13 protein-coding genes are annotated in these 15188 nt (G+C 58.3%); all 13 read right to left on the bottom strand.

Going from position 1 to position 15188, the window contains the following annotated elements; all coding sequences use genetic code 11:
• Window positions 1-247: 247 nt before the first annotated feature.
• Window positions 248-718, bottom strand: a complete 471-nt coding sequence (locus JFU37_RS02285) for a cupin domain-containing protein (RefSeq protein ID WP_201112416.1) — start codon at window positions 716-718, stop codon at window positions 248-250.
• Window positions 719-1168: 450 nt separating this feature from the next.
• Window positions 1169-2434: an EAL domain-containing response regulator gene (locus JFU37_RS02280; RefSeq protein WP_201112414.1), complete on the bottom strand. Its 1266-nt coding sequence runs from the start codon at window positions 2432-2434 to the stop codon at window positions 1169-1171.
• Between the two features lie 17 nt (window positions 2435-2451).
• Window positions 2452-3519 carry a protein-glutamate methylesterase/protein-glutamine glutaminase gene (locus tag JFU37_RS02275; RefSeq protein ID WP_201112413.1) on the bottom strand — a complete coding sequence of 356 codons (1068 nt, stop codon included), beginning with the start codon at window positions 3517-3519 and terminating at the stop codon, window positions 2452-2454.
• Window positions 3516-4013 (bottom strand): chemotaxis protein CheD, encoded by a 498-nt coding sequence (locus JFU37_RS02270; RefSeq protein WP_201112411.1) that lies wholly within the window; start codon window positions 4011-4013, stop codon window positions 3516-3518. Before JFU37_RS02270 ends, JFU37_RS02275 begins: the two co-directional genes overlap by 4 nt.
• Window positions 4010-4846 carry a CheR family methyltransferase gene (locus JFU37_RS02265; protein WP_201112409.1) on the bottom strand — a complete coding sequence of 279 codons (837 nt, stop codon included), beginning with the start codon at window positions 4844-4846 and terminating at the stop codon, window positions 4010-4012. The genes JFU37_RS02270 and JFU37_RS02265 overlap by 4 nt, the downstream gene beginning before the upstream one ends.
• A gap of 16 nt (window positions 4847-4862) precedes the next feature.
• Complete coding sequence (locus JFU37_RS02260; protein WP_201112407.1) at window positions 4863-5387, bottom strand: chemotaxis protein CheW; 525 nt, start codon at window positions 5385-5387, stop codon at window positions 4863-4865.
• A 12-nt stretch (window positions 5388-5399) separates the two neighbouring features.
• Window positions 5400-7040: a methyl-accepting chemotaxis protein gene (locus JFU37_RS02255; RefSeq protein WP_201112405.1), complete on the bottom strand. Its 1641-nt coding sequence runs from the start codon at window positions 7038-7040 to the stop codon at window positions 5400-5402.
• 17 nt (window positions 7041-7057) lie between these two features.
• Window positions 7058-9262 carry a chemotaxis protein CheA gene (locus JFU37_RS02250; RefSeq protein WP_201112403.1) on the bottom strand — a complete coding sequence of 735 codons (2205 nt, stop codon included), beginning with the start codon at window positions 9260-9262 and terminating at the stop codon, window positions 7058-7060.
• Window positions 9259-9597 carry an STAS domain-containing protein gene (locus JFU37_RS02245; protein WP_201112401.1) on the bottom strand — a complete coding sequence of 113 codons (339 nt, stop codon included), beginning with the start codon at window positions 9595-9597 and terminating at the stop codon, window positions 9259-9261. Before JFU37_RS02245 ends, JFU37_RS02250 begins: the two co-directional genes overlap by 4 nt.
• A gap of 12 nt (window positions 9598-9609) precedes the next feature.
• On the bottom strand, window positions 9610-9978 hold the full coding sequence (locus JFU37_RS02240; protein ID WP_201112399.1) for a response regulator: 369 nt from the start codon (window positions 9976-9978) through the stop codon (window positions 9610-9612).
• A 31-nt stretch (window positions 9979-10009) separates the two neighbouring features.
• Window positions 10010-10798, bottom strand: a complete 789-nt coding sequence (locus JFU37_RS30545) for a methyl-accepting chemotaxis protein (RefSeq protein WP_242485709.1) — start codon at window positions 10796-10798, stop codon at window positions 10010-10012.
• 666 nt (window positions 10799-11464) lie between these two features.
• Complete coding sequence (locus JFU37_RS02230; RefSeq protein ID WP_201112397.1) at window positions 11465-12100, bottom strand: response regulator; 636 nt, start codon at window positions 12098-12100, stop codon at window positions 11465-11467.
• On the bottom strand, window positions 12097-14805 hold the full coding sequence (locus JFU37_RS02225) for a PAS domain-containing sensor histidine kinase (protein WP_201112395.1): 2709 nt from the start codon (window positions 14803-14805) through the stop codon (window positions 12097-12099). Before JFU37_RS02225 ends, JFU37_RS02230 begins: the two co-directional genes overlap by 4 nt.
• Between the last annotated feature and the right edge of the window lie 383 nt (window positions 14806-15188).

The raw sequence follows: 15188 nt of genomic DNA, 5'->3' as shown, positions 1-15188 counted from the left end.
CTAGAGCAGACGCGCGGTGTGATACGGGCCAATTAGTTTGGCTCGGAATTGATTGCTTTTTACGAACCGACAAACTTATGCATACATCACTCGACGGGGTCGCTAACTAACAGTGGTGTTCTTTTAGCTTAGACCAATCAGTCATTCACTCTCTTGTATCAGCATAAACAGGCGACCCCCCGTTACTTCCCCCCATTACCTGCCAACTGCTTGGAAAGTATTCACCCAGCAGTCGGCAAACAGCACTTTACTGCTCCAGTACCACCAGCGGTTCGCCTTTCTTCACAATGTACGTCGCCAGTTCCGACCCGCTGCTGCCACCGATATTCTTCGCAACATGCGCGGTGCCGGCAGGGATGTACAAGGAGTCGCCAGCTTTGAGTGTCACCGCTGGTTGCCCTTCGAGCTGATATTCAAACGTGCCACTGATAACGTAGGCGACTTCAACCCCCGGATGAGAGTGCTTGGGGGATGCCACGCCGGCATCGAAATCGACACGCACCTGGACAACCTCACGCCCGGCGACGTCGAGATCCCGGCGTACCAGGTCCGTGCGATGGAGTCCTGTTTGCCAGTTTTTGGCGGCAGCCGACTCATGACCTGCCTCGGTGGGCGCCTTCACTTCCTGTGCTTGAGAGACGCCCGTGAAGGCACAAAGTGCGGCGGCGGCGACAAGGGCGACGATACCAACGGTGTGACGGGTGTTGAAACGGGACATGGCATTTCTCCAGGGTGTGCGTGGCGGGACCACGCGGAGGTTGCCGCAACGGCGGTGGTGCTATTTCAACCCCTTCATGTATTGGGCATGTGTCGCGAAAGGCATGGATTTGTATATGAAGTTAGCTTGCGACCCGGGGGATACGTGCAGATACACGATCTGCCCTTGCTGCGGCACTGGTGGCCTCAACAATTGAGTGGGAGCGAGCCGGCTCCGGGCGGCGTTCCGACGAAGAGGCCGGCACAATCACCGCATATCCCAGCCAAAATAAACACGCTTCCTGCAGCTTCCTGTAGCAGCTGGCGAAGCCTGCGTTCGGCGGCGAAGCCGTCGTGAAACCTGTGCACGAGGTGTTTCTGATGCACCGCGTCGGCTGATTTCACGACGGCTTCGCCGCCGAACGCAGGCTTCGCCAGCTGCTACAGATCGCGGGCCGGATGGCATTCACCGTCATGAAAAACCGCTGCCGAACATGCGCCGAAAGAAGCCTTCAGGTTTCAACAGTTTCTGTATCCGCTGTTGATTGGCGCTCCACCAAAGCAGCAAGGCTTCGCCAGGCATTGGCTTGGCAACGAAGTAGCCCTGAACTTCATCACACCCCAGCTCCCTAAGCAGTGCCCAGTCCTTATGGGTTTCCACGCCTTCGGCGACGACCTTGAGGTTTAACCGCCGGGCAATGTCCAGCGCACTTTCCAGCAAAATGCGCAGATGCACGTTCTCGCTCGCGCCATTGACGAAGGCACGGTCCACCTTCAACTCGGAGCAGGGAACCCGCGACAACTGCAGCATGCAGGAAAAGCCAGTGCCGTAATCGTCCACCGACAAACCGAAGCCTTTGAGACGTAAACGGGCCAGCGTCCCCTGAGTGATCGCCAGATCCGTCATCAGTGCGCTTTCAGTGATTTCCAGCATCAAATAGTGGGGGGCGATACCACTGGCCGCCACACGCTCGATGATGGCGTCCGCCAGTTTGCTGTCGGCCAGCGAGCGAGCCGACAGGTTGATCGATACGCCGATCATCAATCCCTCGGCGTGCCATTGCTGGCACTGGCGCAACGACAGGTCGAGCATCAGCATGGTGATGGCCGGCATGTTGTCGGTACGCTCGACAAGGTCGAGAAAGTGCCCGGGCTGCAGCAAACCATGCGTGGGATGTTTCCAGCGGACCAAGGCTTCCACACCACTCAGTCGGCCATCCTGTAACGAAACCTTGGGTTGGAAATAGGCGCAAAACTGCTGTTCGCGCAAAGCGACCATGACTTCGTGCTCGGTCAATTCCGGCCCCATTTCGGCCATGACCTGAAAGGCATCACGGTGTTGCACGGCGGCGAAACGACCAAGGCTTGAAGCCAGCTGGTCGAGTGTCAGCGGTTTTTGCAACACGCCCAACAGCTTGACGCCCAGGCTCTTGCCCATGCTTTCTACCACCGTCAGCAATACGCTTTCCCGCGCACTGGCGACAATCACGGCCGGATCCATGCCAAGCCGCACCAGCTCATGCAACACCTGCACGCCGTCCATGCCCGGCATTTCCAGGTCGAGGATCACCACCTCGATCAGGGGTATTTCCTGCAACAAGGCAATGGCTTGATGACCCTCTTGCGCCTGGTAAATGTCTGTAGCGCCCAGGCGCAAACACAGTTCCACGGCAAACTCGCGCTGTACCCGACTGTCGTCAACCACCAGGATGCGCTTTGGAATAATGCTCGACTGCATACCTGAATCCCCTTGTCTCACCGCCAACCCATCAATAGCGCGGGAATGGCATCGAGCGGTACGATCTGCTCGACCCCTCCCAGCTTGATGGCTTCTTTGGGCATTCCGAACACCACGCAACTGTCCTCGTCCTGCGCATAAGTACGGGCTTTCGCCTCGAACATCTCTTTCATGCCGCGAGCCCCGTCGTCGCCCATGCCCGTCATGATTACCCCCAGCACGTTGCTGCCGGCTTGCAGTGCCGCAGAACGAAACAGGACATCCACCGAAGGCCGATGCCGGCTGACCAACGGGCCGTCCTTGACCTCTACGTAATATTGCGCGCCGCTGCGTTTGATCAGCAGGTGCCGCCCACCCGGTGCAATCAGCGCCAGCCCTGGCAACAACCGGTCACCGTCCTTCGCTTCACGCACTTCAATGGCACACAGGGTGTTCAAGCGCTCGGCGAAACTGCGGGTAAAGCGCTCCGGCATGTGCTGGACAATCGCGATACCCGGACAGGTGACACCCAGTTCCCGCAGAACGAACTCCAACGCCTGAGTGCCTCCGGTCGATGTCCCGAGCACCGCAATTTTTTGCGTTGTGCGCAGGCTCGAAAGCGCGGTGGGTGTCGGCAGCAGGGCATCGGCCGTCAACTTGGCTGGCGGATGGTTATCGCTGTCCGCTTTAGGCTGGCCTCGACGGGGGCGAGCCTGTGCAGCGGTGCGGATGGCCGCCACCAGTTCATTGGCGCTTTGCTGCAGGAAATCGCGTAGGCCCATGGTGGGTTTGGCCATGACTTCGACCGCACCGGCAGCCAGTGCCTGGAGCGTCACATCGGCGCCCTTTTCGGTCAGTGTCGAGCAAATCACCACCGGCGTCGGGCGGGTCAGCATGATCTGCCGCAGGAACGTGATGCCATCCATGCGCGGCATCTCCACGTCCAGCAAAATCACGTCCGGCCAGTTGCTATGCATTTTCTGCAAGGCAATCAGCGGGTCCATTGCCGTGCCGATGACTTCAATGTCTTTATGGCCAGACAACAGCTCCTGCATCACCTGGCGCATGACAGCAGAGTCATCGACGATCATTACTTTGATGGTCATATCGCCTTCTTCCCCCAATGCGCGGGCAATGCCAACGGTGCGCCATGGCGCACCCAGACGTCGCCATTGGAAAGGTCAAACCTGAGGTAGCGATGGCCTTGCCCGCCGAGGTCACAACTGACTACCCGGACCCCTTCAGCCCGCAGGCACTCCTCGGCGAAACGAATATTGCGTCTACCCACCGCGTGATGCCCGTTGGTCCCGACCAGGGCCTGAGCCCCGCCGAACAGTTTCGCCTCGCAGTCGCGGATATCCAGACCGTTTGCCCAGGCCTGCCCCTTCAACCACAGAACCGCTTCCTCCCCATAGCGACCATCCAGGGTCTGCAAGGCATCGCGTAGTCGGGTTGGCAACATGAAATGGCACAACCCGCCAAGCTTCTGCTCTGAATGCCAGAGCGTAATCGTGACGCACGAGCCCAACACGGTTTCGACCTGACAGTCGCCTCCGCCGAAGAACCAGCCACCAGGTTTGATGAACAGTTTTTCGCTCATACGCCAACCTTGCGATAGACCGAGGGCGTGATCAGCTCCAATGGCAAGCGAGTGTCATGCAAGGATTCGGAATGGCCGACCATCAGCCAGCCACCCGGCTTCAAGCGTTCCATGACGTTATGCAGCACCAGCAACTTGGTCGGCGGGTCGAAATAAATCAGGACATTGCGAAGCAGAATCACGTCAAATAAACCCAGATTGTTCTCCGACTGTGTGAGATTCCCGGGAACAAAGTCGACGCGTGCACGCAACGCCGATTCGACCATGAAATACCCCGAGTACCGCCCATTGCCTCGCAGGCAATAGCGTTTGAGATAGTGCGCCGGAATGCGCTCGCCACGACTCATCGGGTACAACCCGCGCTGAGCATTGACCAGCACCTGGCGGCTGATATCGGAGGCTGTGATCGACCAGGGTTTGGGCGAGCGAAAGCTGTCCAGAACCATCGCCAGGGTATAGGCCTCCTCCCCCGTCGAACTCGCGGCACTCCAGACCCGTAACTCGGGGCTGGCGTGCAGGCTGGGAATCACTTTGCTTTGCAGCAGTTCGAAATGCTTGGGCTCACGGAAGAAATAGGTTTCATGGGTGGTGATCAAGTCGATGGCCGTTTCCCGCTCCTCCCCCCCCGACTTCGACACCAGCAGGTTGTAGTAGGCGCGGTAACTGTCCAGCCCCAATGCATTCAGTCGCTTCGACAGCCGGCCACACAGCAACGGCTTTTTCACGCTGGTCAGCTGGAGCCCGATGTGCTCATGAAAATACCGCTGGAACAGGCTGAATTCCTGATCGCTGATGCTCGAATTCAAACCGGTGGCCGCGTTATGGACTTCCATGCATGCATTCCTGTTTTCAGACCGAGGCCAGACCGACCAATTCGCAAATTTCGTCTACCGACAAAACCTGGCGGATATCGAGCACGATCACGAACTGTTCGTTCTGGCGGAGGATGCCGGCAATGAAGTCCGAGCGGATACGGGCACCGAAGGTCGGTCGCGTTTCCACCTGATTGGCTTCGACGGCCAGCACCTCGTTGACCGCATCGACGATGATGCCCAGCATCTGGGCTTCGTCGTCCTGTACGACCTCGACAATCACGATGCAGGTACGTCGACCGATCGCCGTGCGCTCCCGGCCAAAACGAACCGACAGATCAACCACCGGCACCACCGCCCCGCGCAAGTTGATCACCCCACGCAGGAAGGCTGGCATCATCGGTATTTCGGTCAGGCCACCGAATTCGATGATCTCGCGAATATGTTCGATGGGCAGGGCATACAGTTCTTCACGCAGTGTCAGGGTCAAAAACTGCTGAATCAGCAGCGTTTCTTGCTGAGCCGCTGTGCGGCTCTGACTTTGCAGATTTAGCGATGACATGGCGACAGCCTCTTAGAATCGAGTGAACGCTGCTTCATCGACTACCTCTTCCTGCGAGGGACGTCGCATCGGAATGACCTCTGCCCGCTGTGCTCGGCGCGGTGGAGCCAAGGTCTTCTTGGCGTTTTTCACGTGTTCGTCGCCGATGCGGAAGAACTGGATCATCTCCTGCAACTGCACCGCCTGGGTGCTCATTTCTTCGGAGGTGGACGACAGTTCTTCAGAGGCCGATGCGTTCACCTGAGTGGTTTGCGCCAGCTGGCCGACCGCCAGATTGATTTGTTCAAGCCCGGTGTTTTGCTCGCGAGAAGCGGAGGTGATTTCCTGCACCAGGTCGGCGGTCTTGCGGATCGATGGCACCATCTGATCCAGCAATTGGCCTGCCCGCTCGGCCAGGGTGACGCTGTCGGTGGCCACCCCACCGATCTCCTGAGCGGCCACTTGACTGCGCTCGGCCAGTTTGCGCACTTCCGCCGCTACGACCGCAAAGCCCTTGCCATGATCACCGGCGCGCGCCGCTTCAATGGCCGCGTTGAGCGCGAGCAGGTTAGTCTGGTAGGCGATGTCATCGATGATGCTGATCTTCTGCGCAATCTGGCGCATCGCATGGACCATCTGACCGACCGCTTCGCCCCCTTCTACCGCGTCCTTGGCCGATTGGCTGGCCATGCTGTCGGTGACCTTGGCGTTCTCGGTGTTCTGGGCCACGGTGGCGGAGATTTCCTCGACCGACGCACTGGTTTCTTCGACGTTGGCGGCTTGCTCGGAAGCATTCTGGCTCAGGGCTTCGGAGGACGCGGCGACCTGCTCCGAGGCGGACGCCAGCGAGTCGGCGGTCATGCGCACATCACTCATGATCCCGCGCAGGCGAAGCACCATCAGTTGCAGGCTGTAGAGCATGCTGGACTTGTCACCGTCGCGCAGTTGCACGTCGACTGTCAGGTCACCGCCCGCGACGCGTTGCAGCGCGTCCATGGCGGCGGCAGGCTCCCCACCGACCTGACGAACAATCATGCGGGTAATCAACAGCCCCAGCGCAAGCGCCAGCAGGAAGCCGCCGATCATCAACGCGATCATGAAGTTGTTGATGCCGGCAACGATCTGATCGGCTTCCTTGTTGACCGTTTCAGCCGTAGTGCTGTTGATCTCGACCAGACCGGAGACGGTTTTCAGCACGGCGTCGAACGCCGGCTTGGTTTCACTGCGCAGACGTTTGGTGGCGTCAGCCAACTGATCGGCTTGCAGCAAGTCCGACACGGCTTTCGCCGAGGCCACATAGACAGGCATTTGTTGGTCGTATTGTTCAATCAGGCGTTTTTCCGCATCGACCATCGACGTCTGCCGATAGGCCGCGAACAGTTCGTCGATTTTGCGCAGCGACGCGACATTCTCGGTTTGCTGAAGGATCATGTTGGCCGGATCGTTCATGGCCACCGAGACATAGGCGCGACGGTTGTGTTGAACCAGTTCGATTTCAAGCTTGTTCAGATCGCGAATCGGCACCAGTCGATCGGCGTACATGCTGGTCATCAGATCGTTGACCTTGCCGATGTTTACAACGGCGGCCAAGCCAATGATCAGCGACACCAGTGCGACCACCAGGAACGTGGAGATCAGCTTTACACCCAACTTCAGATTCATGAACCACTGCATATTCTCTCTCCGACGACTTAAATTGAATTCATCACACTGCGATTGACGTCAGGTACAACTTCCGCAGGGCGCCCAGAGGTATCAACTGAGTACGCACTGGCACGCTGGAGCAGGTTGGCGACATCCAGGATCAGGGCCACGCGGCCGTCTCCGAGAATGGTCGAACCACTCAAACCGCGACTTTTCTGAAACAACATGCCCAGCGGTTTGATCACCGCTTGAAACTCACCGACGAGGTGATCCACCACCAGTCCGGCACGGTGGGCCCCGTGCTGCAGCACCACCAGGCTTTCACGCCCGGGAGAAGCGCCGGCGATACTGAACAGCTCGCGCAGACGCAGGAAAGGCAAGGGTTCACCGCGCAGGTTGATCAGATGATGCCGACCCTCCTGCGGCGGGAGGTCAACGCACTCGACCACCTGATCCAGCGGCAACACGAAATGCTCGTCGCCGACCATGACCTGGAAGCCATCGATGATCGCCAGTGTCAGCGGCAGGCGGATCCGCACCGTGGTGCCCCGTCCGAACTCACTGAGCACTTCGACTTCGCCGCGCAACAGTTCGATGTTGCGGCGCACCACATCCATTCCCACACCACGACCGGAAAGATTAGTGACCTGTTCGGCAGTGGAAAAACCCGGCTCGAAGATCAACCGGTAGACATCGGCATCGCTCATCGGCTGATCCGGCTGAACCAGGCCACGCTGCAACGCCTTGGCCAGAATGCGCTGGCGATCAAGCCCCCGGCCGTCATCGCTGACTTCAATCACAATGCTGCCGGACTCGTGGTAGGCATTCAGACGCAGTGAACCGCTGACCCCCTTGCCCGTGGTCAATCGCTCATCGGCCGTCTCGATGCCGTGGTCCATGGCGTTGCGCACAATGTGCATCAATGGATCGGCGAGTCTTTCCACCATCGATTTGTCGAGTTCGGTGTCAGCACCGGTCACCAGCAACTGGATGTCCTTGCCGAGCTCTTTGGAGATGTCACGCACCACTCGCGGGAAGCGCTGGAACACTTCGCCGATGGCCACCATTCGCAAGCTCAGTGACGCATCGCGGATGCTTTCGACCAGCACCGACATCGCCTGGGCGGCCTCTTCCATCATGTCCATGTCACGGCGCAGGGCATGCAAATTGGTGGCGGCACCGGCGATCACCAGCTCGCCCACCAGGTTGATCAGTTGGTCCAGTTTGCCGACCTCGACCTTGATGAATACCTGCTCGTGAGCACGCTTGTCTTCGACATTTTTTTGCTTGTTGAGCGCCACGGCCATCACCGGTTCGGGCACCAGATGATCGTCCAGCAGCAGCGAGTCCAGCGGGGTGACCGGCAACGATTCGCCACGTTGGCGAGCCAATCCGCGTTCAAGCTCGGCCTGGGTCAGCGCGCCGCTTTGCACCAGTACTTCACCCAGGCGCTGCGGCGACTCGGGGAGCGCCTCGATCAGACGCAGGTATTCTTCGACCCGACTATTAGGCGCCAGGATGTGTAACTGACAGTCATCACGAACGAACTCGAATACGTTCTCGATTTCCTGTTGGGTGGCCGTCGATTCGAACGCCAGCTCAAACCCCAGGTAGCAGCTCTCGGCATCGAAACCGGCAGGGTCCGGAAGTTGATCAGTGACCGTGTGCAAATGAACGATGCGCCCGAGTTTGCCCAGATAGCGCAGGAAGGAAAGCGGGTCCATGCCATTGCGTAAAACATCCGCTGATAGCCGCAATGACAGGTGCCAGAATTGATGACTCACCGAATCACCAGGCAGGCGCTCCAAGGGTAATTCGAGCACATCGAACGATTCGATTTCCGGCCCGGGATCGCTATGCGTACGGTCGAGGTACTCTTGCAACTGCTCCAGCAAGTGGGCGCGCAGGACCGCATTCGGCTCCTGCATCTCGCTCCCGTCCTCCACTGCCGTGAGAAGGCTGCCGATATAGTCACCGCAGGTCAGCAGCAGGGAAAGCATGGCCCCTTCGACAAACAACTCACCTGTACGCACTTGATCCAGCAGGCTCTCCGCCACATGGGTGAAACTGACCAACGATTCCAGGCCAAACAGCCCGGCAGAGCCTTTGATGGTGTGGGCAGCTCGGAAAATCGCATTGATCCGCTCCTCGGTGAACCCCTCGTCCTCGATGGCAAGCAATGCCTCTTCCATGGCCGCCAGCAATTCACGCCCCTCTTGCACCAGTGCGCCACGAGCGCTGTCCAGATTCATTGGAAACCCTCCTCTTGACTGGCCATGTCCGGCGATGAATCACCCAGGTCGCCGACCAGATTGAGCAGCTCAAGCACTTCCCACACGGCGACAGAATGCCGGACGAAATTGATCGGTTTGTTCTGTCGCGCCGCCTCGGCTTTGAGTACCAGCAGTACCTGAACGCCGGCGGTGTCGAAATCCTCGACCCCTTCCAGGTCAACTTCCAGCTGCTGGCGGGACTCCAGGGCTTGCAAGAGTTCCGTTCGTACCGTTGCGGCACTGTAAATATTCAGCTCGCCAACAAGGCTGAGGCCGTGATTTTCAGCGTGTTGAAAGTGACGGTTCGTCGCCATGACTGCGGTACCTCAAGGCAGGATTAGTTTGGACACCGCATCCAGTAGCACGGGAGGCTGGAACGGCTTGACGACCCACGCACGCACGCCGGCAGCCTTGCCTTCGTTTTTCTTGGCCTCACCCGATTCGGTGGTCAGCATGATCACCGGGGTGAATTTGTAGGCGGGAAGTTGCTTGGCCGCTTTGACAAAGGTGATGCCGTCCATGACGGGCATGTTCACGTCGGAGACGATCAGATTGATCTTGCGACCGTCGAGTTTGCCCAGGGCATCCTTACCGTCGAACGCCTCCACTACGCTGTAGCCGGCATTTCTGAGGGCGATGCCGACGACCTGACGAAAGCTGCTGGAGTCGTCGACGATCAACACTGTCTTAGCCATGAGGTTGTCCTGGTTTTTATCTTTTAGAGGATTAGAAGAAGGTCACGGATGACTGCTCGACCGGCGCCTGTGACTCGCCGCCATGAATGCGGGTTTGTTCCAGCGTGGTGTAACTGGACTCCAGCACTTGCAACCAGGCCTGGGCGTCCAGCGGCGCGACGTCGTACAGCCGCTCCAGCAAGCGGCGCATGTCGAGGGTGATGTGAGAGGTAATCTGGCTGACTCGATCCTGGAACTGCAGGTCGACCAAGACCTGGTTGACGGTGTGCTCGACCTCGCGACTGGAGCTTCGCAACAGCGTGATGCGTTGCTCCATTTGAGCAATGCCTTGGGTCAGCTCAGCGAGCACCTGATTCACAATGCTTTCGGCTTCGCGGATTTTGCTTCGCTCGGTCTCGGCCACCTGACCCGCATGTTCGATCAGCTCGTGCATGGAGCCGCCCATGATCCGAACTTTTTCAGTGATGCGCGCACCGGTGGCGCCAGACAGGGTGGAAAGCTTGCGCACCTCGTCGGCGACGACCGAGAAGCCGCGACCGGACTCGCCGGCACGGGCGGCTTCGATGGCGGCGTTGAGGGCCAGGAGATTGGTTTGCGAGGCGATTTTGGCGACATCTTCGGCCATGCCGAACAACTCATCGACGAAGTTGCCCAGTTGGTGCATTTCCGTCAGAAAGTGTTCGCGTTCGGCCTGGGTGGCGTCCAGGGCAGTGACCGCTTTAGGCAGCTCGACCTGCGCACTTCGAATCACCTCGAACACGCCGTCCTGGCCGTTATCGTCAGCACTTAACGCAATGGTCTGGCCCACTTGCTGACTCATGGCGACGAACTTTTGCGACAGCCCGTCAGCGGCGGTTTCAGTTTGCGTCCGAGCCAGCTCGACTTGTTTTTCCCATAGCGGCAATACGCTCGACAGCAACTTGCGCAAGGACAACAGTCCAACCGAATCCTGATGCTCTGCGGGTTCTTCAACTCTTTCCACGTGAGCGACTGATGTCTGTCGCCAGCACAACCAGAAACAAAGACCCTGGATCAGCGCGGCAAGGCCAGCCTTCCACCACGCGTCCGCCAAGGCGCTGCACAGCAGAACCGTCAAGAGCAATCCAGCCATCAGCCACCAAGGATTACGCACCTGACTGCGTGTCGGATTCAGCGCCATCAGACCACCCCATCGTTTTTATTTTTTTGCGGGGCGACGCTGCCACACAGCAACGTTCATGCAAACGAAGACTGCTGGCAGAAGGCCGCGCCATCTTGGGTAAAGTCTAGAGGGGCAAGCCGCAGGCGACTACGAGCCAATTACCGGGAGCGACTAGGTAAAATAACCTATACGGCTTTTAGCACTCGGGCCGGGGTGGTAATCCCGCCGATGCTGTCTGTAGGAGCGAGCTCGCTCGCGATGGACTCAAGAGCGCCGCGTTTAGCCAGTAAACACGCGTTATCGTTAACGACCATCGTCGGAACGCCGCCCGGAGCGAGCTCGCTCCTACAGATCCAGGATGCCTTGCCGGATGGCATAAACCACCAGGCCCGCGAGATCGCGAATGTTCAGGCGCACCATGAGTTGTGCGCGATGTGCATCGACCGTCTTGACGCTGAGGTTGAGCTGGTAAGCGATTTCTTTATTGGTTTTGCCGTTGACCAGCCAATAAAGCACTTCACGCTGACGGGCAGTCAGGGTGACCTCTTCCGACTCGGCACCTTGAGCATTCATCGCCTCGATCACCCGACCGGAAATTTTTGGACTGAGGTAGCGATGCCCACTCAGCACAGCCTGAATGGCCATACGCAATTCAACCTCGGCGGCATCCTTGAGCAGATAGGCCGAGGCGCCCTCCTGCATGGCCTTGAGGACAAAGTCGCGGGTGTCGTGCATCGAGAGCAGAATCACCGGTAGCGCAGGCCAACGCACGCGCAGTTTTTTCAGCGCTTCCAGGCCGGACAAACGCTCCATGGTGATGTCCATCAGCAGCACATCCGGCTGGTGCAGCTCGAGCAACCTTTCGACATCGTCGCCATCACAGCCTTCGGCAACCACCGAATAACCCCAATCCCCCAGCAACACCCGAATGCCCGCGCGCACCAGATTGTGGTCGTCCACCAGGACAATTCGAACAGTCATGCCGCGTTTCCTCGTTCGCTATTATTGTTATTGCTGTTGTCCGGAATGATGACCAAGATCTGTGTGCCCTGCCCCGTGATCGATGTCAAAAAAAACTCACCGTCTACCAGTTTGGTCCGTTCTGCCATGCTCATTAAGCCCATGCCACTGCCATCGGTTAAAGCAGCGTCATAATCAAAGCCAAGTCCGTTATCCATTATTCTCAAGTGAATGTTTTCATTGAATCGCGCCAACCTGATTTGCACAGAATCGGCCGCTGCATGCTTGAGAACGTTATTCAACGCCTCCTGGAATATCCTGAACAGGGTGATTTCCACACAGGGCTCCGTGCGCGGTTGCAGCTCGACACAATCGAGCAGGCAATCGACGCTGTCGGGCAGGTAGTTGTCGATCTGCCAACGCATGGCCGCTACCAACCCCAGGCTGTCCAGTTGTACCGGGCGTAACATCCGTGACAAATCGCGGACCTTGCCCAAGGCTTCGTCGGCAATGCGCACCAACACGGCCTGACGCTGCTCAATCTCGCCCTCCAGATGGCGCTGAATCCCGGAAGCACTGATTTTTATGCAGGTCAGCAGCTGCCCGATATCGTCGTGCAACTCCCGTGAGAGATGCCGACGCTCACTTTCCTGCACCTCAATGATCTGGCCGGAAAGGCGCTGCAATCGACCATTGGCGGTCTCCAGATCCCTCTGCAATCGACGGTGCTCGCTGACATCACGCAACATCACCTGAATGCAAATCTGGCCATCCAGCAACAGGCGCCGTGCGGCCATTTCGACTTCAATCGCCGAGCCGTCCAGCCTCAGGTAATGCCGAGAACAAAATGTGGGCACATGATCAGGCTTCAGGATCACCGCTAGGTCATCCATGACTAGCTGATGAAAACAGGGGTCGATCATCGTGAAGATATTCACACCGATAAATTGCTCGACTGACTTGACGGCAAAGAGCCTGGCCGCTGCCACGTTGGCAAAAATCACTCGATAGTCGCGGAAGATCAGCAATCCTTCCGGTAGCAACTCGACCAGTTCGCGATAATGTCGCTCCCCCTCCCTCAACCGTTGCTGCACCCGTTTCTGTTCAGTGATGTCGAGCAAGGCCCCCAGCAGCAGAGGCTTTTCGCCCTGGGGACGCAACTCACCACAGAGCAGTATGTTACGAAGCTGTCCGTCGGGTCGGCGAATCTGCAGCTCGATGTCCAGTCGCTCACCTTCCAGCGCCCGATCAAAAGCCTGTTTGGCCCACCGCTGCTCCTCCACGACGATGCTGCCGAAAAAATCCCCATAGGTGCACTCACCGGAAATGGTTGGCAGACCAAATATCCGCGCGCATTCATCAGTCCACGTGGCGTGCTCGGCCCCGACTTCCCAGGACCATACCCCCAACCCGGCGATCAGCTGCGCCTCCAGCAACTTCTGCTGCGACACCTCCAACGCCTTTTCGGTTTGCTGACGGGCTGAAATGTCATGCAGACAGGCCAGGACATAGACCTTCTTGCCCAGCCGGATGGGCGATAGATGCACCTCGCAGATAAACGCGCCGTCTCGATCCAGACGCCTGAATTTCAAGGTCGCGCACAACTCTGCTCCGCCAGCAGCGCCTAACAACGATTGAGCAATGCCTGACGGCTGGCTACCGTTCAATTGCTCGGGGTAACAGAGGTCGACAAACTCGTAGTTGCAAAGGCGTTCAGCACTGTCCACACCGAACAGCTTCGCGGCTCGCTCATTGGCCTCCTGAACCCCCGACGCGCCCAGCAACAGCACGCCGTCGTGGATCGATTGAAACAATCGGCGATAGCGATGCTCGCCGCGACCAATGCGCCGCCAGGCGGACACCAGCCCGACGGATGCCGCCAGGATCACGAAGCACGTGAGAAAAAGTACGACAAGGGTGAAACGCTTCTGCTTGTTCCAGTCGGCCAGGTACTCCTGTGGCCACCTGGCGACCACCACTTGCAAGGGATAATCCAGCACTGTGTTGCGCACCAGAAGAATGTCCTCTCCCTCATCCTCCTGCAGCCATTGCACACCCGCTTCGCCTGGAACACGTGCTTGCGGCGGCAATCGACCTTGCTCTCGATAAACATTGCCCTGAAGGTCAAGCAACACCAGTGAAATGTCGAATGTATAGCCAAGGCGGGAGAAGTAATCACGCTGGTTTGTCAGCGGCACGAGCGCGCCAACCGTCAACCATCTGCCGTTGGGGCATTCGTAACGGCGAAACACCGGCAGCCAGAGTTTGTCGCCCCGTTGCAGGCCGGCTTCGAACCAGGGCTCACGGCCAACATCAGGCGAAGGATGCCAATCAACACCCTGGAACGCCTCGCCAGGAAGTGACCAGTGTCGCTCCCCGGCGCTGACGAACAGCGGTCCGCGCCGTGGATCAGAATCGACAAATCGTGCCAGTTCGCTGTCGACCTGTGCATCTGTCAGTGGCCAGTCCAGACCCAACAGGTGATTGGCCAGGGCATCCATCGCAAACCTTCGCTGCTCCAGGGCCGTCGCGGTGTAACCAGCAATAGTGGCGCCCACCAGCTGCGTACGAACACTGACTGCACGCTTGCGGTCTTCATGGTCGCGCCACAACGTCATGCTGCCCAGACCGATAATGAAAATGAGCAGCGTGACGCAAACACTCCAGATCAACAGGTACGGGCGTGAGTCCGGGCGAATACATGATTTCAGGCGCGATACTCGCATAACAATCCGGGGCTCAGCTGGCACAAAGGGAATGGGGAGGTTTGACTAACGCCGGGCAGCAGACCACGTGGCAATCGAGCCACGCTCGACAGGGGCCGGGTCATCAGGGGAGGCGAATTTATGGTCGCAGGTTGCCTAGGGAAAATGGGCGCACACATTACTACGGAATTTGAAGGGGGAATGATCAAGCCGACGTATGTTGCTCAGGTGGCGCTTTTGCCATGATTGATACCGGTTTCAGTGGTCAAAATCACCGAAACGGGTGATAGCCAATAGCTATCCTGTTAGCAATCATACTGAGTTTTGCAAGCGCACCCGAACAAGCCATTTCCTTGGCGATTTAGGCGGTTTTACCTATAGACGGCCGGAGTTTCACCTCTTTC

The organism is Pseudomonas sp. TH41, assembly GCF_016650695.1.
In the GTDB taxonomy this organism is placed as follows: domain Bacteria; phylum Pseudomonadota; class Gammaproteobacteria; order Pseudomonadales; family Pseudomonadaceae; genus Aquipseudomonas.
The sequence above is the reverse complement of the archived record's forward strand: the minus strand, read 5'-3'. Positions and strand labels throughout refer to the sequence as shown.